20 protein-coding genes are annotated in these 24,083 nt (G+C 65.0%); 4 read left to right on the top strand and 16 right to left on the bottom strand.

The window, feature by feature from the left end; genetic code table 11:
- Nucleotides 1–139: 139 nt before the first annotated feature.
- The 4 genes from JQ592_RS14825 to JQ592_RS14810 form a co-directional block, all read right to left on the bottom strand.
- Nucleotides 140–1,036, bottom strand: coding sequence for a TauD/TfdA dioxygenase family protein (locus JQ592_RS14825; protein WP_211403572.1), 897 nt, complete (start codon nucleotides 1,034–1,036; stop codon nucleotides 140–142).
- Between the two features lie 266 nt (nucleotides 1,037–1,302).
- Entirely contained in the window at nucleotides 1,303–2,586 is a 1,284-nt protein-coding gene (gene ispG, locus JQ592_RS14820; RefSeq protein WP_211403571.1) for a flavodoxin-dependent (E)-4-hydroxy-3-methylbut-2-enyl-diphosphate synthase, read from the bottom strand.
- A 12-nt stretch (nucleotides 2,587–2,598) separates the two neighbouring features.
- Nucleotides 2,599–3,552, bottom strand: coding sequence for a DMT family transporter (locus JQ592_RS14815; protein WP_211403570.1), 954 nt, complete (start codon nucleotides 3,550–3,552; stop codon nucleotides 2,599–2,601).
- A gap of 35 nt (nucleotides 3,553–3,587) precedes the next feature.
- Nucleotides 3,588–4,082, bottom strand: coding sequence for a Fur family transcriptional regulator (locus tag JQ592_RS14810; RefSeq protein WP_211403569.1), 495 nt, complete (start codon nucleotides 4,080–4,082; stop codon nucleotides 3,588–3,590).
- 157 nt (nucleotides 4,083–4,239) lie between these two features.
- Here JQ592_RS14810 and JQ592_RS14805 point away from each other — a divergent pair, with 157 nt between their 5' ends.
- Genes JQ592_RS14805 through JQ592_RS14795 form a run of 3 tightly spaced genes read left to right on the top strand, consistent with a single transcriptional unit; the run spans nucleotide 4,240 to nucleotide 7,463 of the window.
- Nucleotides 4,240–4,722 carry a MarR family winged helix-turn-helix transcriptional regulator gene (locus tag JQ592_RS14805; RefSeq protein WP_211403568.1) on the top strand — a complete coding sequence of 161 codons (483 nt, stop codon included), beginning with the start codon at nucleotides 4,240–4,242 and terminating at the stop codon, nucleotides 4,720–4,722.
- Entirely contained in the window at nucleotides 4,715–5,878 is a 1,164-nt protein-coding gene (locus JQ592_RS14800) for an HlyD family secretion protein (RefSeq protein ID WP_211403567.1), read from the top strand. Before JQ592_RS14805 ends, JQ592_RS14800 begins: the two co-directional genes overlap by 8 nt.
- Before the next feature lie 28 nt (nucleotides 5,879–5,906).
- On the top strand, nucleotides 5,907–7,463 hold the full coding sequence (locus JQ592_RS14795; protein ID WP_211403566.1) for an MDR family MFS transporter: 1,557 nt from the start codon (nucleotides 5,907–5,909) through the stop codon (nucleotides 7,461–7,463).
- A 173-nt stretch (nucleotides 7,464–7,636) separates the two neighbouring features.
- On the opposite strand, the gene JQ592_RS14790 is transcribed toward JQ592_RS14795, so the two are convergent.
- The 6 genes from JQ592_RS14790 to pcaF all read right to left on the bottom strand — a co-directional run bounded on the left by JQ592_RS14790 (nucleotide 7,637) and on the right by pcaF (nucleotide 14,362).
- Nucleotides 7,637–8,701: a phosphotransferase gene (locus JQ592_RS14790; RefSeq protein ID WP_211403565.1), complete on the bottom strand. Its 1,065-nt coding sequence runs from the start codon at nucleotides 8,699–8,701 to the stop codon at nucleotides 7,637–7,639.
- Nucleotides 8,702–8,779: 78 nt separating this feature from the next.
- Nucleotides 8,780–10,468: a methyl-accepting chemotaxis protein gene (locus JQ592_RS14785; RefSeq protein WP_211403564.1), complete on the bottom strand. Its 1,689-nt coding sequence runs from the start codon at nucleotides 10,466–10,468 to the stop codon at nucleotides 8,780–8,782.
- Between the two features lie 230 nt (nucleotides 10,469–10,698).
- Nucleotides 10,699–11,301 carry a protocatechuate 3,4-dioxygenase subunit alpha gene (gene pcaG / locus JQ592_RS14780; RefSeq protein WP_349630461.1) on the bottom strand — a complete coding sequence of 201 codons (603 nt, stop codon included), beginning with the start codon at nucleotides 11,299–11,301 and terminating at the stop codon, nucleotides 10,699–10,701.
- A gap of 1 nt (nucleotide 11,302) precedes the next feature.
- A complete protein-coding gene (gene pcaH / locus JQ592_RS14775) occupies nucleotides 11,303–12,004 on the bottom strand; it encodes a protocatechuate 3,4-dioxygenase subunit beta (protein WP_211403562.1) in 702 nt (233 codons plus the stop codon).
- Between the two features lie 118 nt (nucleotides 12,005–12,122).
- A complete protein-coding gene (locus tag JQ592_RS14770; RefSeq protein WP_211403561.1) occupies nucleotides 12,123–13,016 on the bottom strand; it encodes a dioxygenase in 894 nt (297 codons plus the stop codon).
- A gap of 137 nt (nucleotides 13,017–13,153) precedes the next feature.
- Nucleotides 13,154–14,362 carry a 3-oxoadipyl-CoA thiolase gene (gene pcaF, locus JQ592_RS14765; protein ID WP_211403560.1) on the bottom strand — a complete coding sequence of 403 codons (1,209 nt, stop codon included), beginning with the start codon at nucleotides 14,360–14,362 and terminating at the stop codon, nucleotides 13,154–13,156.
- A gap of 215 nt (nucleotides 14,363–14,577) precedes the next feature.
- On the opposite strand from pcaF, the gene mutS reads away from it, so the two are divergent.
- The gene (mutS, locus tag JQ592_RS14760) at nucleotides 14,578–17,316 is read left to right on the top strand and encodes a DNA mismatch repair protein MutS (protein WP_211403559.1); all 2,739 of its coding nucleotides are present in this window, start codon (nucleotides 14,578–14,580) and stop codon (nucleotides 17,314–17,316) included.
- 122 nt (nucleotides 17,317–17,438) lie between these two features.
- Here the strand turns inward: mutS and JQ592_RS14755 are convergent, their stop codons facing one another.
- The 6 genes from JQ592_RS14755 to JQ592_RS14730 form a co-directional block, all read right to left on the bottom strand.
- Nucleotides 17,439–19,115 carry a methyl-accepting chemotaxis protein gene (locus JQ592_RS14755; protein WP_211403558.1) on the bottom strand — a complete coding sequence of 559 codons (1,677 nt, stop codon included), beginning with the start codon at nucleotides 19,113–19,115 and terminating at the stop codon, nucleotides 17,439–17,441.
- A 404-nt stretch (nucleotides 19,116–19,519) separates the two neighbouring features.
- Nucleotides 19,520–20,329, bottom strand: coding sequence for a hypothetical protein (locus JQ592_RS14750; RefSeq protein WP_211403557.1), 810 nt, complete (start codon nucleotides 20,327–20,329; stop codon nucleotides 19,520–19,522).
- A gap of 177 nt (nucleotides 20,330–20,506) precedes the next feature.
- Nucleotides 20,507–21,016 carry an OsmC family protein gene (locus JQ592_RS14745; protein WP_211403556.1) on the bottom strand — a complete coding sequence of 170 codons (510 nt, stop codon included), beginning with the start codon at nucleotides 21,014–21,016 and terminating at the stop codon, nucleotides 20,507–20,509.
- 52 nt (nucleotides 21,017–21,068) lie between these two features.
- Nucleotides 21,069–21,854, bottom strand: a complete 786-nt coding sequence (locus tag JQ592_RS14740) for an ABC transporter ATP-binding protein (protein ID WP_211403555.1) — start codon at nucleotides 21,852–21,854, stop codon at nucleotides 21,069–21,071.
- Nucleotides 21,855–21,858: 4 nt separating this feature from the next.
- On the bottom strand, nucleotides 21,859–22,704 hold the full coding sequence (locus JQ592_RS14735) for an ABC transporter permease (RefSeq protein ID WP_211403554.1): 846 nt from the start codon (nucleotides 22,702–22,704) through the stop codon (nucleotides 21,859–21,861).
- Nucleotides 22,705–22,955: 251 nt separating this feature from the next.
- The gene (locus JQ592_RS14730) at nucleotides 22,956–23,927 is read right to left on the bottom strand and encodes an aliphatic sulfonate ABC transporter substrate-binding protein (RefSeq protein ID WP_211403553.1); all 972 of its coding nucleotides are present in this window, start codon (nucleotides 23,925–23,927) and stop codon (nucleotides 22,956–22,958) included.
- Nucleotides 23,928–24,083 lie beyond the last annotated feature (156 nt).

Raw genomic sequence — 24,083 nt, 5'->3', positions numbered from 1 at the left:
ACGAGGGAAGACGTCAACGCAGGAACGGTTTCGTAGGGTGGGCAAAGGCGCGCTCTTCGCGCGCCGTGCCCACCATCGCGTTGCATGCGGGGCGAGATGGTGGGCACGCTTCGCTTTGCCCACCCTACGGCAGCGATGCCTAAACCGGCCGCTCTCCCTTCACCGTCACGCGCGTGCCTGAGCGCGTGTGCGGCCAGTAGTCCCACATCGCGCGGTGCTGGGTGCAGCGGTTGTCCCAGAAGGCAATCGCGTTCTCGGTCCAGCGGAAGCGGCACTGGAACAGCGGGTTTTCGGCGTGCTGGTAGAGATAGGCGAGCATCGCGTCGCTCTCGTCGCGCGGGATGCCGTTGATGTGGCGGGTGAAGCCGCGGTTGACGTAGAGCGCCTTCCTGCCCGTGACCGGATGCGTACGCACCACGGGATGCTCGGCGTGCGGATAGGACGGACGGTCGGCGACGCCGTAATTGGCGTAGAGCCCGCGATAGATCGGCTCGCCGTCATGCAGCGCCGTGAGCCCGTCGAGATAGGCCTTCATGCGGTCCGACAGCGCCTCATAGGCCGCGTACATGTTGGCGAACAGCGTGTCGCCGCCGCGCGGCGGGCATTGCTTGATGTAGAGGATCGAGCCCATCGGCGGCTCGAGATCGCATGACACGTCGGAGTGCCAGCCCTCGCCGTTGGCGCGCGGCGAGTTCTTGTCGGCATAGATCCTCATCAGCGCCGGGTCTTCGTCCTCGTGCGGTGCGGCGGGATGAAAATGCAGCTCGCCGAACTTGCGGCCGAAGGCGAGATGCTGCTGCGGCGTGATGCGCTGGTCGCGAAAGAAGATGACGAGGTTTTCGGCGAGCGCGCGGTGGATCTCGTCCATCTGCCGGTTGGAGCGGGCATCGCCATCGACGAGCTTGCCGATGTCCACGCCCGAGATTTCCGCGCCGATGACGGGGGTGAGCTTTTCGACCTGAAGCGTCTCGTAGGGCGCGCCGTCGTCAGCTGTGTGGCGATAGCGCGGGCCTTGCTTGCCGGCGAGTGAGCTCATGGCGTGTCTCCCGATCATTGTTGATTGAAGACATCGTAACGCGCGGTGGCAGATACGCAATCTGCACCGCAAACTCAGCTCGTCGTCCCGGACAAGCGCAAGCGTAGATCCGGGACCCATAGCCACAGGATTGGGTTTGGCGAAGACTCGGAGTGACAGCCTGTCATAACCACAAAGTCCTGTGGTTATGGGTCCCAGATCGGCGCGCGCTTAGGGTGCGCTTGTCCGGGACGACAGCCGAATGTTTGGTCGCGAGCGGAGTGAAATCACTCCGCTGCCGTCACCGGCACCTTGGCGCCCTGGCCGTAGCGCTGGTCGATGTAGTCGATCACCAGCGCCTTGAAGTCGGCGGAGATGGTCGGGCCGCGCAGCGTGCGGAACTTCTTGCCGTCGACGAAGACGGGCGCGGCCGGGGCTTCGCCGGTGCCGGGCAGCGAGATGCCGATATTGGCATGCTTGGATTCGCCGGGACCGTTGACGATGCAGCCCATCACCGCGACGTTGAGCTCTTCAACGCCGGGATATTTGGTCTTCCAGGTCGGCATCTCGTCGCGGATGAAATCCTGGATCGAGCGCGCCAGCTCCTGGAACGTGGTCGAGGTGGTGCGGCCGCAGCCGGGGCAGGCCGCAACCAGCGGCACGAAGGTGCGGAAGCCCATGGTCTGCAGCAGTTCCTGGCCAACCTGCACCTCGCGGGTGCGGTCGCCGCCGGGCTCCGGCGTCAGCGAGATGCGGATGGTATCGCCGATGCCCTGCTGCAAGAGGATTCCGAGCGCGGCCGAGGACGCCACGATGCCCTTCGAGCCCATGCCGGCCTCAGTGAGACCGAGATGGATGGCGTAGTCGGAACGTGACGCGAGATCCTGATAGACCGCGATGAGATCCTGCACCGCCGACACCTTGGCGGAGAGGATGATGCGGTCCTTGGGCATGCCGAGCTCTTCGGCACGCGCGGCCGAGAGCAGCGCGGACTGCACCATGGCCTCACGCGTCACCGCGCGCACGTCGCGCGGGTTCGGCGAAGCGGCATTCTCGTCCATCAGCTTGGTCAGCAGTTCCTGATCGAGCGAGCCCCAATTGGCGCCGATGCGGACCGGCTTGCTGTTCTTGTTCGCGATCTCGATGATATCGGCGAACTGGGTGTCGCGCTTGTCCTTGAAGCCGACATTGCCAGGATTGATGCGGTATTTTGCGAGCGCCTCGGCGCAGGCCGGATAGGCCGCGAGCAGCTTGTGGCCGATATAATGGAAGTCGCCGATCAGCGGCGTGGTGATGCCGCGCTTGGCGAGGCCGTCGCGGATGTGCGGCACGGCGGCTGCAGCCTCCTCGCGGTCCACGGTGATGCGGACCATTTCGGAGCCGGCGCGCGCGAGCGCTGCGACCTGGGCGATGGTGCCGTCGATATCGGCGGTGTCGGTGTTGGTCATCGACTGCACGACGATCGGCGCACCGCCGCCGACGGCGACGTTGCCGACCTTGACCTGGGTGGTCCGGTGCCGGGGCGCGGGGCCCGCGATGTCTGAATCGAGAGGGTTTTCGAGCTTGTTCATGGCGTCCAAATATCAGGTTTTGGTGACGTTCAGCAATGCATCACGCGGCGCCGCAGCCGTTTGGCTCGGACGGTTAACCAGAAAAAGCCCAGCAATTACAAGGACCGCAGCGGCCCCGAAGGTCAGGCTCAGGGTGTCGTGCATGATGAAATAGCTACCCACCACGCCAAACAAAGGGGTGATGAAGGTAAAAGCGGACAATTTGCTGGCCGAATAGGCCTTCACCAGAGCGAACCAAAGCGTGAACGTGGTTCCCACCACCCAGATCGCCTGGAAGGCCATCAGGCCGAGCGACAGCGGCGAGGGCGTGTGGGTGATGGATTCGCCAAACAGCCAGGCCGCCAGCCCCAGGATCGGGATCGAGGTCGCAACCTGATAGCCCAGCGCCTTCTCGGGCGCGGCGAAGCGCAGACGTGTGCCCTTGGCGACCAGCGTGGTTGCCGCCCACAGCCCGGCGCCGCCGACGATCAGGAGGTCGCCGAGCAGAACATGCGCATCGACATTGGGCTGCGGCACGCCGATCGCAAGCGCGACTCCGGCAAAGCTGATGGCAAGACCCAGCCATTGCGAGGCGCCAAGCCGCTCGCCGAGCACCTGATAGGAGCCGAGCGCGACGAAGAACGGGGCGGTATAGAGGAACACCACCGCGCGAGAGGCGGAGGTAAGGCGCAGGCCCTGGAAAATCAGCACGAACTCGATGCCGAACATCAGCCCTGCGATCAGGCCGGCCTTCCACGTCCCGTCACGCTCGAAGAATTTCACGCCGCGCAGGGTGCCGATGATGAACAGCACCGGCAGCGCGCCCATCGAGCGGATCATCGCCTGGAGCATCGGCGGGATATCCGGCAGCACCAGCTTCACCGCGATCTGGTTGAATCCCCAGGTCAGGCACAGCATGAGCATCAGGGCGATGGCGCCGGCGCTGAGAGGACGGCCGGCGGACGGTATGGCTTGTGGTGCGGACATTTCTTCCTGAGATCCGGCTTTGCGCCGTTGTTGCTTCAAGACATTTTCTGACAATGGGCGCAGACGCCAGTGATCTCCACCACAGACAGCTTTGGCGCGAAGCCTGAGCTGCGCGCCGCGGCGTTGAGATTTCCGGCAAAGGATGCCGACGGAATTTCGCCGACGAGGCCACAGCGTTCGCAGATCAGGAACGCCACCGCGGAGGTCGCGTCATGGTCATGGGCGGCGCAGGCGAGATAGGCGTTGCGGCTTTCGATGCGGTGCACGAGGCCGTTGGCCATCAAGAAATCGAGAGCACGATAGACCGTGATCGGCGCCGGCCGCGCCATCGATTTTGCCAGTTCGTCGATGATCTCATAGGCGCCGAGCGGGCGATGGCTGGAAAGCAGCGCTCCCAGCACCTGGCGGCGGATCGGCGTGAATTTCTGCGCGCGCTGCTCGCAGACCTCCTCGGCATGCGCGAGCGCGTCCGCAGTGCAGCGGCCGTGATCGTGGTCAGGCGCGGGAAATGCCGGCTTTGCGAGGGTCATGCGGCCCGCGTTCTAGCATTTCGGCGATGGAACCCAAAGCATCACCGGCGGCGAGGCTGCCAGCCATGCTCACGCCGCGGGACTGCGTCCCGATAATCCGCCACACAATAATCATAAGCTTGCTTATATTATTGCAAGCTTATTGGAGACAAAGCTCATGACCCGCGGGTCCGTGGACCAGAACTTCCTGTTTACGCTTGCCGAGCTTTACCGCCTGCTGCGCGTCTATGCCGACAAGGAGGCATCGCGCTTCGGCATCACCCGCGCGCAATGGGCGGTGCTGGCCAAGGTCGAGCGCAGCGAGGGCATGAAGCAGTCCGAACTCGCCGAGCTGCTCGAGGTGCAGCCGATCACGCTGACGCGCCTGATCGACAAGCTCTGCGACAGCGACTGGATCGAGCGCCGCAGCGACGCCTCGGACCGGCGCGTCAAGCGCCTCTATCTCAAGAAGGCCGGGCGGCAGCTGCTGGGACGGATGAGCGGCCTGAAGTCGGAGCTCACGGCGAACGCGCTCGACGGCATCAGTCCGGCCGACGCCCACCGTCTCCTCACCCAACTCGAAACAATCAAGGAAAACGTGCGTAACGCGATCCAGACGTCAGGCGCGGAGCAAGCACGTAAGGAGCAACGCTATGGCTGATCAGGTTCTCAAGTTCCAGCCCGAGCAGAAGAACGAGAGCGGCAAGCCTACCAAGAAGGCCGGCACCGATCCGCGCCGCCGCATGCTGGCCGGCCTGCGCCGCTATCGCCGCTTCCTGCTGATGGTCGTGCTGCCCGTTATCGCCGCCATCGGCGGCGTCACCTTCTATCTCCACGGCGGACGCTATGTCGGCACCGACGATGCATATGTCGGCGCGCAGAAGGTGCTGGTGACGCCCGACATCTCCGGCAAGATCGAGAAGGTCGTCGTCCGCGAAGGCCAGCTCGTCAAGCAGGGCGACGTGTTGTTCGAGATCGATCCCGTGCCGTTCCGCCTCGCGGTGGACGAGGCCAAGGCGCAGCTGATGCAGGCGCAGACGACCTATGACAATCTGCGCGCCAACATCAAGATCTACGGCGACATGCTGAACCTCGCCCAGCAGGGCGTCGACCTCAAGCAGCGCGACGTCGAGCGCAAGCAGGCGCTGGTCAAGAACAGTTTTGGCTCGCAGCTCGATCTCGACAACGCGTCGAACGCGCTGGTCACGTCGGGCTCGATCGCACAATACGTCAGGCAGCAGATCTCGACCGCCAAGACGCAACTGCTCGGCGACACCGATCTGCCGCTGGAGAAATTCCCGCCCTACGCCCAGGCCAAATCCAAGCTCGAAAACGCCGAGCGCAATCTCGACCACACCGTGGTGCGAGCCTCGATGGGCGGTGTCGCAGCGCAGGTCGAGCAGATCCAGCTCGGCCGCTATGTGGCGGCGGGCACGGCGGTGTTCTCGATCGTCGATATCGCCCATCCCTGGGTCGATGCCAATCCGAAGGAAAGCGACCTCACCTATGTCACCGAGGGCCAGCCGGTGACGCTCGAGGTCGACGCATTCCCCAACCACGTCTTCAAGGGCAAGATCGGTTCGCTCTCGCCCGGCACCGGCGCGCAGTTCGCGATCCTGCCGCCGCAGAACGCCAGCGGCAATTTCGTCAAGGTGGTGCAGCGGGTGCCCGTCAGGATCTATTTCGACGAGAGCGACAAATACGTGAAGAAGCTGAAGGCCGGCATGAGCGTCTATGCCACCATCGACACCGGCCACCAGCGCTCGCTCGCCGGCCTGCTCGGCCTGTCGGCGACCGCGGGCCAGGACAAAGATTAAGACAAAGAATAAGACAAGGACTGACGCGATGTCCGGCCCCAATGCCAGCCTGATGGTCCCCGGCCTGCGCCGGAACATGGTGACGATCTGCGCCATGACCGCGACCATCATGCAGGCGCTGGACACCACCATCGCCAATGTCGCGCTGCCCTACATGCAGGGCACGCTGTCGGCCTCGCAGGATCAGATCAACTGGGTTCTGACCTCCTACATCGTCGCCGCGGCGATCATGACGGCGCCGGTGGGCTGGATCGCCAACCGCTTCGGCCGCAAGCGCATCTTCATCATCTGCTCGGCCGGCTTCACCATGGCGTCGGTGCTGTGCGGTCTTGCGCAGGACATCAACCAGATGGTGCTGTTCCGCCTGCTGCAGGGCGTGTTCGGCGCGGCGCTGGTGCCGCTGTCGCAGTCGGTCATGCTCGACTACTACACGCTCCAGGAACGCGCCAAGGCGATGTCGATCTGGGGCATGGGCGTGATGATGGGCCCGATCATGGGCCCCTCCCTCGGCGCCTGGCTGACCGAGACCTATTCCTGGCACTGGGTATTCTTCGTCAATTTGCCGTTCGGCGCGATCACCGTGCTCGGGCTGATCATCTTCATGGACGAGACCAGGAAGGATCTCAGCCTCAAATTCGACTGGCTCGGTTTCGCTGCGCTGGCGATCGCGATCGGCGCGCTCCAGTTCGCGCTCGACCGCGGCGAGCAGCTCGGCTGGCTGGAATCCAACGAAATCATCGCGGAATTCATCGTCTCGGCCGTCGCCTTCTACTTCTTCCTCGCGCACTCCTTCACGACGTCGACGCCGTTCATCCGCTTTGCGCTGTTTCGGGATCGCAACTTCGTCACCGGCTGCATGTTCATGATCGTGATGGGCCTCGTGCTGTTCTCCACCATGGCGCTGGCCTCGCCCTACATGCAGAACGTGATCGGCTATCCCATCATCACCGCCGGCCTGCTGCTGGCGAGCCGCGGCTTCGGCACCTTCTTCGCCATGATGCTGGTCGGCCGCATGATGCGCTATTTCGAGGCACGTACGCTGATCATCACCGGCCTGAGCCTGACCGCGGGCTCGCTGTTCCAGATGACCGGCTGGACCGACCTGACCCAGGTGCCGGAGATCGTGACAGTCAGCGTCATCCAGGGCTTTGGCTTCGGTCTCGTCTTCGTGCCGCTTTCGACGGTGTCGTTCCTGACCCTGCCGAACCAACTGCGCACCGACGGCACCGCCATGCTGACCCTGATGCGCAATGTCGCGAGCTCAGTCGGCATTTCGGTCGTCATCGCCGAACTGACGCAAGGCACGCGGCGGACCTATGCGATCCTGTCCGAGCACATCAACCCGTTCAACCACGCCCTGCAAATGCCCGACGTGCGCGGCATCATCAACCTCTCCACCGACGCCGGCCGCGCCATGGCCGACCGGATGGTCAGCGTGCAGGCGCAGATCATCGCCTTCGCCCACGACTACATGCTGGTGATGATCTTCGTCCTCTGCACCATCCCGCTGGCGCTGATGATCGGCTCGACCAAGGCCACCCTGCGCAAGCAGGCGGCGGGGCCGGAACATGCGGTGATGGAGTAATTGTTGTCGTCCCCTTCGCCGTCGTCCTGGACAAGCGCAGCGCAGATCCAGGACCCATTACCCCAGGGAGGAGTTTGACGACGGCTCGTGGTTGCTAGCTCGGCGCCACAACTACACCCTGGGGTAATGGGTCCTGGCTTTCGCCAGGACGACACCGAATACTTGGCGCCCCGCTACCCCAACAACTCCTCACACCCCAGATCCTCGACCGCCATCATCACGCGCTCCAGATTGTTCCACCAGATCAGCGGCGGGATGTTGACGCTCCACATCCAGACCGGCCTGGTGATGTGCCAGAGCACCGACCAGCGGTAGTCGCGATCGAGCGCACCACGCGTGTAGCCCGTGATGCCGCTTTCTATCAGCGTCTCGTGGTAGAGGTTGAGCAGTGGGCGTTCGAGCGCCTGCCGTCGTTCCGGGTACCATTGCATCGCCATCATGTAGGCGAGGTCGCCGGTCGGAACGTTGATGCTCCAAAGATCGAAATCGAAGATGCGCGCGGTATCGGCGACGCCTGCGCGCGGCAGCAGGAAATTCCAGGTATGGGCATCGCCGTGGGTGATGCTGAGATGACGGCGTGAATGGTAACGCTGGGACAGCCGTTCCGACTGATCGATGAGGCGACGGTAGAGGATGCGCCGCTCCTCGCTGAGGCGATCCCCGAGCAGGTCGGCAAAGCGGTCATAATGGCCCGCAAACGTCTCCATGCGCTGCGCGCTGTCCTCAGGGCTCGCCCAAGTGCCGACGGTGTCGCCAAGATCGGGATGGTCCCACCAGGCCGCATGCCAGCGTGCGAGTGTCGTGACGATTGCGATCGCCTGCTCGCGTGACGGCGGCAGCGGCCATTGCGTCGCGACCTCGTGGCTGTCGGTGAGATCCTCGAGCAGCAGATGCCAGGCGAGGCTCTCCTCGTCGAAATGCGCATGGAAGCAGCGCGGCACGAGTCCCAGCGGCATTTTTGGCGCGGGCTGCGTGTAGTAAGCCACCTCGCTCCGGCCGCCATTGACAAGCTTCTGCGCAAACGCGGCATTCGCGGTCTTCAGGATCAGCGATTGCGGGGCACCGCCGGGGTCTCCGACATAGCGCAGGCCAAGGCGGATGATGTGCGACACGAGGGTATCGCGCTGATGCAGCACCTTCACTTCGCGGACCGCGCCAGCGTCCAGCACGCCGCCCCGGCGCAGCGCAGCCGTCAGCCGGGCCGGCTCAACAACATCCGGCAGTTGCGGAGGTGTCATGAAATCACGATGCCCCTGTCCCGCGCCATACTGCATGATCACACCCGCACGCACCAGCGTCAGATCCGACGAGGGGCCTTACGCCGCCGCGGTCGAGTCCCGCACGGTCCGGACCACGACCGATCGCAGCGTTTCCAGATTGGCCGCCATCCCTGCGATCGCCTGCCTCACCTCCGCAGCACGCTCGTTCACGGACGCCGCGTCGCGGCTGACATTGCCGATCTTGGCCGAAACGTCCTTTGCGGCGGAAGCCGATTCGGAGATCGACCGCGCGATCTCCCGCGTCGCCGCGTCCTGTTCTTCCATTGCGGCGGCAACCGAGGTCGCAACGCCGTCGATCTCGACGATGTGGCCTCCCATGGCCTCGACCGCGTCCACTGCCGCCTGTGTCGAGGCCTGGATCTCGGCGATCAGACGCGCGATCTCCTCGGTCGATTTGGCGGTCTGGTCGGACAGGGATTTCACCTCGGCCGCGACCACCGCGAAGCCGCGGCCGGCCTCGCCGGCGCGCGCCGCCTCGATGGTGGCATTGAGCGCCAGAAGGTTGGTCTGACCGGCAATGCCGCCGATGAGGTCGGAGACTTCCGCGATCTTCTTCACCGATCCGGCCAGCGCCTGGATGGTCGAGCGCGCCTGCTCGCGGCCTGCCACTGCCGATCTCGTGACCGTCGAGGTGCGTGCGACCTGGGTCGCGATCTCCCGGATCGAGGCGCTCAGCTGCTCGGCAGCGGCCGAAACGGTCTGCGAGCTGCCCAGCGCCTGCGTCGAGGCCGCCGCCACAGCCTGTGATTCCGTGGACAGCGAGCGGGCGATCTCGGACAGGCTGGAGGCCACCCGTTCCACGCCCTGGCTCGCCGCGCTCGCGGTATCGACCGAACGGCCGGTTTCGCGCTCGACCGTCTCGGCCATCTGATGCAGGGCGGAGCGCTTGGCGCGTGCGGCCTCCTGCTCGTTCTGCAATTGCTCCTCGCGCAGGCGGGAATTCTCGATCGCCCCCTGCTTGAACACCTCGAGGGCGCCCGCCATCGAGCCGATCTCGTCCTGCCGATGCGCGAAGGGAATGTCGGCGGCGAGATCGCCGGTCGCAAGGTTCTGCATCGTGCCGGTCATGCGTACGATCGGACGCACCACGCCAAGGGCAACGCCGAGCAGGCCGGCGGCGATGAAGGCCAGGACCGCGGCGGAAACGCCGAGCAGGATATAGAGAATCGAGCTGTCGCGGTCCGCGGCCAGCTTCTCCATGTCGGCATTCTGCTTGTTGGCGCTCTCGACGATGCTGTCGATGACGGCGCGATGCGCAGTGTAGGCGTCCTTGAGCTGCGCATAGGTGCGCTCGGCGGCGGCCATGTCCTTGGCCTTGAGGGCCGGCAGGAGCTGGTCGGACGCCTTCCAGAATTTCTGGACCTCGGCATCGGATTTCGACACCAGGGCAGACTTCAGGTCGGCCGAGAGGCTGGAGGCGACCCAGTAAGCCTTGCGCTCGTCGTAGTCCTTGCGGAGCTGGACCAGGCGCTCGCCATGGGCCGCCAGCTGGTCCGGCTCGCGCATCGCGAGGGTGGCTTCGAGATAGGCCTCGATGACGTATTCCGGCGGCGGCAGGATATCCGCGATGAGGTCGTTGCCGAGCTTGATCTCGGAATAGAGGGGACCGCCGACCTTGAGCTCTTTCAACGCATACAAGCTGGTCGAGACCACGGCGGTGAAGCCGATGGCAAGGACGATGCCGAACGCAATGATCGCGGAAGACAACGACAGGCGAATTTTCATGAAGCAATCCGGGCGCGAATCAAATCTGCACCGAGCCTAGACCGCTACGGTAAATACGGGCTTTCTTCGCGGACAGGTTGCAGAAGGAAAAGCTCCGCAGAACTACGGAATGGGATGTCGGTCAATCGGTTTTGGGTCAGTGAGACTGACGCTCAAACGTGCAGCACCGGCTGCGATTGCGCTGAATGAGAAGCGCGTAGCGGCGACCAGGCGCCGCCGCTACGCATTGCTCAGACGTCGAAGAACACCGTCTCGTCGTCGCCCTGGAGCCGCAGGTCGAGCCGATAGACCGGCTTGCCGGCCTCGCGCACCGCGGTCAGCGTGGCGCGGCGCTCAGCAGGCACCAGCGCCAGTACGGGATCGGCCGCGTTGCCGGCCTCGTCGCTGAAATAGATCCGGGTATAGAGATGTCGCAGCATGCCGCGCCCGAAGACGGCAAGCAGGATGTGCGGCGCCTGCGGCTTGCCATCGGGATCGGGCACCACGCCCGGCTTGATGGTGTCGAATGAATAGTTGCCGTCCTTGTCGGTACCGCAGCGGGCGAAGCCGCGGAAACTGGCATTGGGCAGCGCGCGCTTGTCCTGCGGGTCGGCGAAACGCCCTTGAGCATCCGCCTGCCAGATCTCCAGCATGCAATCAGGCACGACAACGCCGTCGCCGTCGAAAACGCGGCCCTCGATGCGAACGCGATCGCCGGTGACATCGGGCGTCAGCGTCGAGTTGGTGAACGCGTCGTTCCAGGCGTATTCGCCGGTCGGCGTCAGTCCGTATTTGAAGAACGGACCAACGGTCTGCGATGGGGTGATCCCGTTAGGCTTCACAGAATCCTGCACGTTAGTGGTTCTCCATGGGCGTGGCATTCTTGCCGCGCAGCACGATGTCAAAGCGGTAGCACAGCGCCCATTCGGGCTGGGTGTTCTCGAGGTCGAACGAGGAAACCATCCGCGCCCGCGCCTTCTCGTCCGGCACCGAGTTGAAGATCGGGTCGAACGGAAACAACGGGTCGGCCGGGAAATACATCTGCGTCACCAGCCGCGTGACGAAGGAATGGCCGAACACCGACAGATGGATATGCGCGGGACGCCAGGCGTTGTGGTGATTGCCCCAGGGATAGGCGCCGGGCTTGATGGTGACGAAGCGGTAGTAGCCGGCGGCATCGCTCACGGTGCGGCCCGCGCCGGTGAAATTCGGATCGAGCGGCGCCGGATGCTGGTCGCGGACATGAACATAGCGGCCGCAGGAATTGGCCTGCCAGATCTCGACCAGCGAGTTCGGCACGCCGCGGCCGTCCTCGTCGCGCACATGGCCGTGCACGATGATGCGCTCGCCGATCGGCTCGCCGGTGTGTTGGGTGGTGAGATCGTTGTCGCCCTCGCGCACGGTCTCGTGGCCGTAGACCGGGCCGGTCAATTCCGACAGCGTATGGCGCATCGGGATCAAGGGCTTGTTCGGCGCGCGCTTGATCGAGCTCTTGTAGTCGGGCGACAGCGGCAGCGGATGCGCCTTGTTGCTGTCCACGGGATAGATGAATGTCATTGGCGAACTCCTCCCCGGCCATTTTAGGTCCAGCCGGTCAACGCTTCCGCCAATCATTATAGGATATAACTAATTTGGGGAAGCGGGTTTGGCAGCCTTCCTGCGCCGGCCAGGCGCGCTATTTGATCGGCGGACGCGGCAGCACGGCCTCGCCGGGCTCGAGCCGGTAGGTGTGATCGAGCGAGTACCAGGGCGTCGCAACGTCGGGCGCGGTCGGATGCGGCGCATCGTGGCGCTGGAACTTGCCGATCAGCGCCTGCGTCACCCCGAACTGCACATCGCTGTCGATATGCGGGTCGGCGGGATCGTAGACCTGCGAGATCAGCACCTTGAATCCGGGCTTGAAGATCAGGGCGTGCAGATGCGCGGGTCGATAGGGGTGCCGGCCCTGCGTCTCGAGCAGGCGGCCGACCACGCCATCCGTCGGAATGGGATAGCCGACCATCATCACCGAACGGAAGGCGAAGCGTCCGTCCTGGTCGGTCGTGAACTTGCCGCGCAGGTTCATGTCGGCCTGCTCGGGGTCCTGGTTCTCGTAGAGGCCGACCGGCGAAGCGTGCCAGACATCGACCTCGGCACCGGCGACGGGACGGCCGTCGCTGTCGACGACGCGGCCGCTGACGAACAGCGGCGCACCCGGCGTCTCCGAGCGCACGATCGATCCGCCATTCTCGACCCGCGGCGAGTTCAGCCGCCAGAACGGCCCGAGCAGCGACTGATCAGTTTCGGTATTGCCCTGATCGCCATTGTTCAGCAGGCACACCAGCGGGGACACGCCCAGCGATCCCGCCATCAGCACGACTTCGTTGTGCGTGTCGGTGGTCAGCTTGCCGAGTTCGGCGATGACAGCGGTGGCATCGCGAAACTCCTTCTCGGTCAGGCGAACGTCGCGCACGAAGGCGTGGAGGTGCTTGACCAGGGAAACCATGATCTGGCGGAGGCGCGGATCGGATGTCCGCTCCATCACCGCCAGTGCCGCGGCCGTGACGTCCTGCTCGCGTTCGATGATCATGGGACGGTCCTTGAAGCGACCCGCACAACTCCAACACTGTCATTCCGGGATGGTCCGAAGGACCAGACCCGGAATCTCGAGATCCCGGGTTCGGTGCAAGTGCACCGCCCCGGGATGACGGTCCACTACGTGGACCGTCAATTCACCTTCTCGATCGCGACGGCGACACCCTGGCCGACGCCGACACACATGGTGGCCAGCGCCAGCTTGCCGCCGCGCTTCTCCATGCCGTGCACGGCCGTGAGTGCGAGGCGCGCGCCGCTCATGCCGAGGGGATGGCCGAGCGCGATGGCGCCGCCATGGGGATTGACGAAATCGGCGTCATCGGCGACGCCGAGCTGGCGCATGCAGGCGATGCCCTGCGAGGCGAAGGCCTCGTTGAGCTCGATCAGATCGAAATCGCTGATCTTCTTGCCCAGACGCTCCATCAGCTTGCGGGTCGCCGGCACCGGGCCGATACCCATGATGCGCGGCGGCACGCCGGCGGAAGCGAGGCCGAGGATGCGCGCGCGCGGCGTCAGGCCGTGCTTCTTCACCGCGGCTTCCGAGGCGAGGATCATCGCGGCGGCGCCGTCATTGACGCCGGAGGCATTGCCGGCGGTGACGGTGCCGGGATTGCGCACGATCGGCTTCAGTTTTGCCAAACCTTCCAGCGTGGTCTCGGGGCGCGGATGCTCGTCCTTGTCGACCGTGATCGGGCCGGCCTTGCCGCCGGGAATGGTGATCGGGGTGATTTCTTCCGCGAAATAGCCGGCGGCGATCGCCTTACCGGCGCGCTGCTGCGAGCGGATCGCGAAGGCGTCCTGGTCGGCGCGCGAGACCTGGAATTCCTCGGCGACGTTCTCGCCGGTCTCCGGCATCGCATCGACGCCATACTGCGCCTTGAGCAGCGGATTGATGAAGCGCCAGCCGATGGTGGTGTCGAAGATCTCGGCCGAGCGCGAGAAGGCTTCCTGTGCCTTGCCCATCACGAAGGGCGCGCGGGTCATGGATTCGACGCCGCCGGCAATGGCGAGTTCGATCTCGCCGGAGCGGATGGCCCGGCCTGCGGCGCCGACGGCGTCGAGACCGGAGGCACAGAGCCGGTTCAGGGTCTGGCCGGGAACTGAATCCGGGAGCCCTGCCAGCAACAGCGCCATGCGTGCGACGTTGCGGTTGTCCTCGCCGGCCTGGTTGGCGCAGCCGAAGAACACTTCGTCCACCTGCGCCCAGTCGAGATTGGGATGCTTGGCCATCAGCGCCTTGATCGGGGCTGCGGCGAGATCGTCGGCGCGCACCTTGGCGAGCGAGCCACCGAAGCGGCCGATCGGGGTCCGCACGGCATCGCAGATAAAGACGTCACGCATCGTTGTTCTCCCTGAATGCCGCGATCCGGCCAAATTCTTCAATGTCGGCGGAGTTTTAGGAGGGCGCCCGCGGCAGGTCAATTGACGGTTTCGCGCGCGATTTGCAGGGGCCTGCCGTCCGCAGCGCATGCCGCGGTGCGGACAACGTGGAAAACCTCCGCTGTCCGGCCAAAGCGATAGGAGCAGGAGGCGAAATTTTGTAGGTTGCGCCGCCCATGACCATGCAACAGCCGATACCTGTCCCGCCGCCCGACGAAGCCCCCGCCCCACCCGCGGAAGTCGCGGCGCGCGTCACGCCGATGATGGAACAGTATCTCGAGATCAAGGCTGCCCATCAGGGCCTGCTGCTGTTCTACCGGATGGGCGACTTCTACGAGCTGTTCTTCGAGGACGCCGAGATCGCCTCCAGGACGCTCGGCATCGTCCTGACCAAGCGCGGCAAGCATCAGGGCGCCGACATCCCGATGTGCGGCGTTCCGGTCGAGCGCTCCGAGGATTATTTGCACCGCCTGATCTCGGCCGGCCACCGGGTCGCGGTCTGCGAGCAGACCGAGGATCCTGCGGCAGCGAAAGCGCGCGGCAACAAGAGCGTCGTGCGCCGCGGCGTGGTGCGGCTGGTCACGCCGGGCACGCTGACCGAGGACACGCTGCTCGACGCGCGCGCCAACAACTACCTGCTGGCGATCGCACGCGCGCGCTCCTCCGCCGGCGGCGACCGCTTCGGCCTCGCCTGGATCGACATCTCGACTGCCGAATTCATGGTGACCGAAGTTTCGGGCGGCGAGCTCGCCGCAACGCTGGCGCGCATCAACCCGAACGAGGCCATCGTCACCGACGCGCTCTATAACGACGGCGAGCTCGGCCAGACCCTGCGCGAGCTGCCGGCGGTGACGCCGCTGACCCGCGACGTCTTCGACGGCGCCACGGCCGAGAAGCGCCTGTGTGACTACTTTGCCGTCGCGACGATGGATGGGCTGGCGCAGCTGACGCGTCTGGAAGCGACGGCGGCGGCCGCTGCCGTCACCTATGTCGACCGCACGCAGGTCGGTAAGCACCCGCCGCTGTCGCCGCCCGCGCGCGAAGCTTCCGGCGCGACCATGGCGATCGATCCGGCCACGCGCGCCAATCTCGAATTGACGCGCACGCTGGCAGGCGAGCGCCGCGGCTCGCTGCTCGACGCCATCGACTGCACGGTGACCTCGGCCGGCTCGCGCCTGCTGGCACAGCGGCTGGCGGCACCACTGACCGATGCGCCGGCCATCGCGCGGCGGCTCGATGCGGTCAGCACCTTCGTCGCCGATTCCGCCGCGCGCGAGGACATCCGCAGCATCCTGCGCGGCGCGCCCGACATGTCGCGAGCGCTGGCCCGTCTCTCGGTCGGCCGCGGCGGACCGCGCGATCTCGCGGGTTTGCGCGACGGCATCATCGCTGCTGACCAGGTGCTGACGCGGCTTGGCGAACTCGACCAGCCGCCGCAGGAGATCGCGGCGGTGATGGCGGCGCTGAAGCGGCCGTCGCGCGAGCTCGCTGCCGAGTTTGCGACGGCGCTCGACGAGCAGCTGCCGCTGATCAAGCGCGATGGCGGCTTCGTGCGTCAGGGCTATGAGCCCGCGCTCGACGAGGCGCGAAACCTGCGCGATGCCTCGCGCCTGGTGGTCGCCTCGATGCAGGCGCGCTACGCCGACGACACCGGCGTGAAGGGTCTCAAGATCCGGCACAACAACGTGCTCGGCTATTTCGTCGAGGTCACCGCACAGCACGGCGACAAGCTGATGTCGGCGCCGCTGAATGCGACCTTCATCCACCGCCAGACGCTGGCAGGCCAGGTGCGTTTCACGACCTCCGAGCTTGGCGAGATCGAGGCCAAGATCGCCAATGCCGGCGACCGCGCGCTGGGCCTCGAGCTCGAGATCTTCGAGAAGCTCTGCGCCAAGGCGCTCGAGATCAGCGACGATCTGCGCGCCGCGGCGCAAGGTTTTGCGCTGCTCGACGTCGCGACCTCGCTGGCCAAGCTCGCGATCGACGAGAACTATGTGCGGCCTGAGGTGGACTCGTCTCTTGCCTTCGCAATCGAAGCCGGCCGTCATCCCGTGGTCGAGCAGGCGCTCAAGCGCAATGGCGAGCCGTTCATCGCCAACGCCTGCGACCTCTCGCCTTCACCCGCACAAAAATCCGGCCAGCTCTGGCTGCTGACCGGTCCCAACATGGCGGGTAAATCGACCTTCCTGCGCCAGAACGCGCTGATTGCGCTGCTGGCGCAGATCGGCAGCTTCGTGCCGGCGACGCGCGCGCGGATCGGCATCATCGATCGCTTGTTCTCGCGCGTCGGCGCCGCCGACGATCTCGCCCGCGGCCGCTCCACCTTCATGGTCGAGATGGTCGAAACCGCAGCGATCCTGAACCAGGCCGGCGAGCGCTCGCTCGTGATCCTGGATGAGATCGGCCGCGGCACAGCGACCTTCGACGGCCTCTCGATTGCCTGGGCCGCAATCGAGCATCTGCACGAGAGCAACCGCTGCCGCACATTGTTCGCGACGCACTATCACGAGCTGACCGCGCTCTCGGCAAAGCTGCCGCGGATGTTCAACGCCACCGTGCGCGTGAAAGAATGGCAGGGCAATGTCGTGTTCCTGCACGAGGTGCTGCCGGGCTCGGCCGACCGCTCCTACGGCATCCAGGTCGCAAAGCTCGCAGGCCTGCCGCCCGCGGTGATCACGCGCGCCAAATCCGTGCTCTCCAAGCTGGAGGCACAGGACCGCGGCCAGACCGCGCGCGCGCTGGTGGACGATCTGCCGCTGTTCGCCGTCCCCTCCCGCGCCGCCGCGGAAGCCGCGCCGCCGAGCGAAGCCGAGCTGTTGATGGAAGCGGTGAAGGCGCTGCACCCCGACGAGATGTCCCCGCGCGAAGCGCTCGATGCGCTCTATGCGTTGAAGGCCAAGCTGCCGAAGCAGTGAATGGTGCCGTAGGGTGGGCAAAGCGAAAGCGTGCCCACCATGCAATGCGAATTCGCGGAAGGATGGTGGGCACGGCGCGAAGTGCGCGCCTTTGCCCACCCTACGAATCCCGAGCTCTTGGCTTACGCCCTTGCCGCGATCGCCGCGGCTTCCGCGGCTGCGCGCTGCATGCTGGTCGACATCTCGTTCGTGACAGTGCTCTGCTCCTCGACCGCGGCGGCGGTCGAGGTCACGTATTCGCTGACATTGTTGATCGCCTGCTTGATCGAGCCGAGCGCGCTGACGACGTCGCCGGAAATGCCGTTGAGGCTGCCGATCTCCTGGCCGATCTTGTCGGTCGCCTGCTTGGCCTGGTTGGCGAGGCTCTTCACTTCGGAGGCGACCACCGCGAAGCCGCGGCCGGCCTCGCCGGCGCGGGCGGATTCGATCGTGGCGTTGAGCGCGAGCAGGTTGATCTGACCGGTGATGTTGTTGATCATCTCGACGATGCCGCTCATCGCCTGCGCGGCCTCGGTGAGGCGCTGCGCCTGGGCGTCGGCGGCGGCGACCTGATCGACCGCGCTCATCGCGGTCTCGCGCGATTTGGTCATCGCCTCGGAAATCTCCCGCACCGAAGCGTTCAGCTCCTCGGAGCCGGCGGCGACCGATTCCATCATGCCGCGCACTCGCTCGTTGCCCATGCGGACCAGCACCTGCCGCGTGGTATCGGTGGCATATTTCACGACCTTGAACGGCTTGCCGTTGAGATCGAGGATCGGATTATAGGAGGCCTGGATGTAGACCTCCTTGCCGCCCTTGCCGATGCGCTTGTACTCGGCCGCCTGGTACTGGCCGCGGTTGAGCGCGGCCCAGAACTCGCGATAGCCGGCGCCGTCGCGCTCGGCGGCCTCGACGAACATGCTGTGATGCCTGCCCTTGATCTCGGCCAGCGAATAGCCGAGCGCGCCGAGAAAGTTGGCGTTGGCGGTGATGATCGTGCCGTCCATGTTGAACTCGATCACGGCCTGGGCCTTGTCGATCGCCGCGATCTGGCCGGCGAGGTCGGCGTTCTTCAGCTTCTCTGCGGTGATGTCGGTCGCGAACTTGACGACGCCGAACGGCTTGCCCTTCTCATCGAGCAGCGGATTGTAGGAGGCGAGGATCCAGACCTCGCGGCCACCCTTGCCGATGCGCTTGAACTCGCCGGCCTGGTATTCGCCGCGGTTGAGCGCGGCCCAGAATTGACGATAGCCGGCGCCGTTGCGCTCGGCGGCCTCGATGAACATGCTGTGATGCTTGCCCTCGATGTCGGCCAGCGAATAGCCGAGCGCCTTGCAGAAATTCTCGTTGGCGGTGACGACGGTGCCGTCGAGCTTGAACTCGATGACCGCCTGGGCGCGGCTGATGGCGGATACTTTGGAGGCCTCCGTCATGCTCCGGATTTTCTTCGCGGTGATGTCGGTCGCGATCTTCACAACCTTGACGGGCTTGCCGGCATCATCGAGCACCGGATTGTAGGACGCCTCGATCCAGACCTCGCGATCGCCCTTGCCAATTCGCTTGAATTCGTCGGCCTGCGGTTCGCCGCGGCCCAGCTGCGCCCAGAACGCCCTGTATTCGGCGTTGTCACGCTGATCGGCCGGCACGAACATGGCGTGCTTCTTTCCCTTGATCTCGTCGAGGGAATAGCCGAGCACCCTCAGGAAGTTCTGGTTGGCGTTGAGGATCGTACCATCCATCGCGAACTCGATCACGGCCTGCGAGCGGCCGATGGCGGCGAGTTGCGCGTCCGAATCACTGCGGGACTTGCGACCAAACATCAAAGAATCTCCGTCTCGAAATACCACCGATGGGGACGCGCCCGTCGGAACCAGGATGTGACCGCGCGGCAGCGTCGCCGTATCTCAGTCTGCGGCTCCCGCGGGCCGTTCGCTTGAAAAAGAGAGCCGCGCCAATTTGCGCGGACGGGATCGGAATCGGATCTGCGATCCGATTCGTACGTGAAAAGCTCGAACAAAGTTCTAATAGAAATATCGGATTTCGGCGGCCGACGGATTAGCCTGTCCGCGCGATCGACAGCGACGCTCAAGCCGGGAAAAAACGGAAAGACCTGAAATGATGTTTCTCATTCAACGGCTTGAGGAGATGCCGCATCATCCCATCGACGCGAATTGAGTTTGGCATAACGTATTCGCGCGACGCCGTGTCGTGTTTGTCCGTAGTCTCACGGCTCCTGTCGCGCCTTGCGCATCGCGCGCCGACCAATCCCCCACAGCGTCAAATTCCAGGTGACGCAGGTGCCGAGTGCGAGAGTCAAACCGACAGCGGAGCCGAACTGCACCACCGCGACGTGCATCACGGCAATCGCCATGCCGAATCCGAGCAGGCCCCACGCGGAGTTGGCGAGGACGGCGGCCGTCGGCGGACCGCCGATGCGCGGATGCAGGATCACCATGATGCTGGAGAACACTACCGGATATAGCGCGATGATGCCGCTGATGCGGGGACCGACCCAGCCGGAGGTCGAGACCACGATGGCGACGAGCGTCGCGACCAGCGCAGCCCGCATGGGGACGTCGTACCAGCGGCGTGTCACCAGCGGCATCTTCGCATGGCGATAGCCTGCGAGCAGCGGAATGCAGATGCCGAATGCGATCAAATTTGCGGCGAGCCCGGCGGTGAGCGACCACTCGAACTGGCGGATGATCGAGGCCATCGCGATCCACACCGCGAAAGCGCTTCCGCAGCTCGCCACGAGACTGTGCCGCTGCGACAGCACGACATAGGTGAGGCACATGAAGATCGTCGCTGCATTGACCGGCAGGCTCGCCAGCGCACCCTGCGCGATGAAGGCGGCGTCATGATCGATCGCAAGAAAGACGTAAGATGGACCGGCCGACACCGGCAGGGTCGCGATCAGCGCGCCGATCACCGGCCCCGAGCGTTCGGTGATGATCGACGCCGTCACCACGAACGCCGCCGCGATCGCCATGCGCAGAAGGAGAAAGAGGATGAAGTGGAGGTCGAGGGACATTTTTTCTTCGTCGTCCTGGACCAGCGAACGAAGTGAGCGCCGATCCAGGACCCATAACCACAGGCTTCGCTGTGTTAAACGGTCGTAGTTGCCGGTACCGCAAGACAATTGGTATTGGGGGTAATGGGTCCTGGCTTTCGCCAGGACGACACCGATTGTCAGGCTGCGGTCTTCGCCTTACATCCGCTGCATCGACACCGAGACTTTCGGGCCGTTCTTGATGGTCTGGTAGACCACGCAATAGCGCTCGGTGAGCTTGAGCAGCAGATCGAGCTTGTCCTGCGGCGCCGGCGTGTCGACCTCGAAGCGGAGGCGGATTTCGGCGAAACCGACCGGCGTCTCCTTGTCGACGCCGAGCGTGCCGCGAAAATCGAGATCGCCCTCGGCATAGACGTTGCCGCTTCTGAGCGGCACCTCGATCGCGGTCGCGACCGATTTCAGCGTGACGCCGGCGCAGGCCACCAGCGCTTCAAGCAGCATGTCGCCGGAGCAGAGCTCGAGGCCGGAGCCGCCGGTGGCGGGATGCAGGCCAGCCATCGCGATGGCGCGGCCGGTCTCGACCTTGCACGCGATCCCTTCGCTGTCGGTGGAACCCTTGGCCTTCAACGTGATCAGCGCGGCCTTGGGATCCGTCTTGTAGCGCTCCTTGATCGGGGCCTGCATCTGGCGCAGTTCAGCGGCGTCCATTGTTCTCTCCCGGAAAAATCGCCTCTCGATGTACCGGCTTACCGGGGCATTGTCACCACCACATGGCCTGACCGGGACCCTGGGTTGCGTCCCGGTCGGGCACGCTGCGGTCGAGCGAACGGTCGAGTGATGTCAGCACACTTCGCTTGAAAGTCTCGAACAGCTGCGAATTGCGGTCGCGCGGCCGGCCGAGATTGATCTCGATCCGGTCGAACAGCCGGCCCGGCCGCGGCCGCATCACCAGCACGCGATCGGCCAGCACCACGGCCTCGTCAACGTCATGTGTGACGAGGATCAAGGTCGGCCGCGTGTCGGCCCACAGATCCAGCAGGTGATCCTGGAGATCGCGACGAGTGAAGGCATCGAGCGCGGAGAACGGCTCGTCGAGCAGCAGCACCTCGGGCTGCGGCACCAGCGCGCGGGCGATCGCGACGCGCTGCGCCTGCCCACCGGAGAGCTCGCGCGGCCAAGCCTGTGCCTTATCCGCAAGCCCGACGCGTTCGAGCGCGCGTGCCACCTTCGCGCGCCGTTCGGTGGCGGGCAGATCGGCGAGGCCGAAGCCGATATTGTCGGCGACGCTGAGCCAGGGCAGCAGCCGCGGCTCCTGGAAGATGATGCCGATCTTTGCGTGCGGCGAGGCGATCGCCTCGTCATCGAGCGTCACCGTGCCCGAGCTGGCACGATCGAGGCCGGCGATGGCACGGAGCAGCGTGGACTTGCCGCAGCCGGAGCCACCGATGATGGCGATGATCTCGCCTTGCCTGATCTCGGCGGAGAAACGCGCCAACGCCTCGACGCCGTTGGGATAGGTCTTGCTGATCCGGTCGAGTGCCAGCATCGCCTCAAGCTCCCTTCGCGCGACCGAAAGCGTCCTGCCAGCGCAGGAATGGCGCGGCCGCAACCTCGATCAGCCAATCGGTGAGCTTGCCGAGGATGGCAAAGATCACGATGGCGGCCAGGATCTGCGCGGGCTTGCCGAGCTGCTGGCCGTCGAGCAGGAGATAGCCGAGACCTTCGGAGGCACCGATCAGCTCGGCCGCGACCACGAACATCCAGCCGAGACCAAGACCGACGCGCAGCGACACGACATAGGCCGGCAGCACCGCGGGCAGCAGGATGCGGCGGATCATCGCGAATCCGGAGAGGCGGAAGGTGCGGCCGACCTCGACGATCTTGCGATCGACCGAGAGGATCGCGCCCATCACGCCCAGATACACCGGAAAGAACACGCCGACCGCGATCAGCGCGATCTTCGAGGTCTCGAAAATGCCGAGCCACAGGATGAACAGCGGCACCCAGGCCAGCGACGGGATCGCGCGTAGCGCCTGCACGGTCGGATCGAGCAGCCGCCGCGCCAGCGACCAATAGCCGGAGATCGCGCCGAGCAAGGTGCCCGCGATCACGCCGAAGGCGAAGCCGAGCGAGACACGCCACAGCGTCGCGGCGACATGGCGAACCAGCTCGCCGGAGCGGGCAAGCTCGGTGATGGTGGTGAAGATGCGCGAGGGCGGCGGCACCAGGCGCCCGTTGGACCAGCCGGACCAGACTACGAGCTCCCAGCCGAGCGCGAGCGTCACCGGCAGCAGCAGCCCCAGCACCGGCCGCGCATAGCGCGACAGCCGCGACGGCGCGGCGGCACTCTCAGCTGGTTCCGATGATTGTTGCAGCACTGGCGCGTCGGAGATCATGGCCGGTAGGAAGCTCGTCTGGTGAGGGAATGCAAGGGAGCGCGGCAATCTCAGCCGTCGTCCCGGACAAGCGCGCCACAAGCGCGCGCCGATCCGGGGACCCATACCCACAGGAAGGTGTGGTTACCGGGACTCGGAGTGACCGCCTCGCACAACAATCACTCCCTGTGGTTATGGGTCCCGGGTCTGCGCTTACGCTTGCCCGGGACGACGGCGGAGTTTGTTGCGCGCACCTGCCTCTCCTCTGCGAACTAGTTCGTCGGCAGCGGGACCTGGTCGTCGATCAGGGCATCGAGCGTGGCCTTCACGTCGACCTTGACATCGACCACGCCGGCCTGTTGCAGCGCGAGGCCGGCGGCGAGGATCGACTCCCGCTGCGGCGCGCCGATGCGATTGTGGGTGAGCTCGGTACGTTCCTTGAGCTGCTTGTCGACGACCGCCTCGGGGAGCTTGGTCACCGCGATGAAGGTCTTCTTCAGCTCGTCGTAATTCGCCAGCGAATATTTGCGCGCCTCCTCATACACCGCGAGCACGCGGCGGGCCGCGTCCGGATAGTCCTTCAGGAACTGCTCGCGCACATTGAGGATGCCCCAGGTGTTGGCGTCGGCCTTGCGATAGAACAGTTTTGCGCCTTCCTCGACTTCGGCCTGCGCCATCATGGGGTCGAGACCGGCCCAGGCGTCGACATCGCCGCGGATCAGCGCGGTCTTGCCGTCAGCGTGCTGCAGCAGCACGGGCGTGATGTCCTTTTCAGTCAGGCCCGCGCCCAGCAGTGCGCGCACCAGGAAGATGTGCGGATCGGTGCCGCGCGTCACCGCGACGCGCTTGCCCTTGAGGTCAGCCACATCAGCGATTTTGGAGTCCTTGCCCGTTACCAGCGCGGTCCATTCGGGACGCGAATAGACGTAGATCGACTTAATCGGGTTGCCGTTGATCTTTGCCACGAGCGCCGCCGAGCCCGCGGTCGAGCCGAAATCGATCGAGCCGGCGTTGAGGAATTCGAGCGCCTTGTTGGAGCCGGCCGACTGCACCCAGGTGATGGTGATGCCGTCCTTGGCGAACTCCTTCTCCAGCAGCCCCTTCTGCTTCAGCACCATCGACACCGGGTTGTAAGTCGCCCAGTCGATGCGGATTTCCTTGAGCGGATCGGCGGCTTGAGCCGCAGGGGCTATCGCGAGCGCCACAGCTCCCGCCAGCAGAATGCGTCGTGTAATCCCGGCCATACCCAACCTCCTCCAAAACTTCATTGTTTTTCAATGAGTTATATCTAGAGGTCAACGAGAAAATCCGACCCTTGAAAGGGTGCCGGCCGAGAACAGATTTGCCCGAAGCCGGCCTTTTCCAGCACGGAACGACTATTGCTCGCGAATGACGGGTGA

Origin of the sequence: Bradyrhizobium iriomotense, from assembly GCF_018129405.1 — a bacterium.
Lineage (GTDB): Bacteria > Pseudomonadota > Alphaproteobacteria > Rhizobiales > Xanthobacteraceae > Bradyrhizobium > Bradyrhizobium iriomotense_B.
Note: the sequence above shows the minus strand (reverse complement) of the source record. Positions and strands in the feature narration are given on the sequence as shown.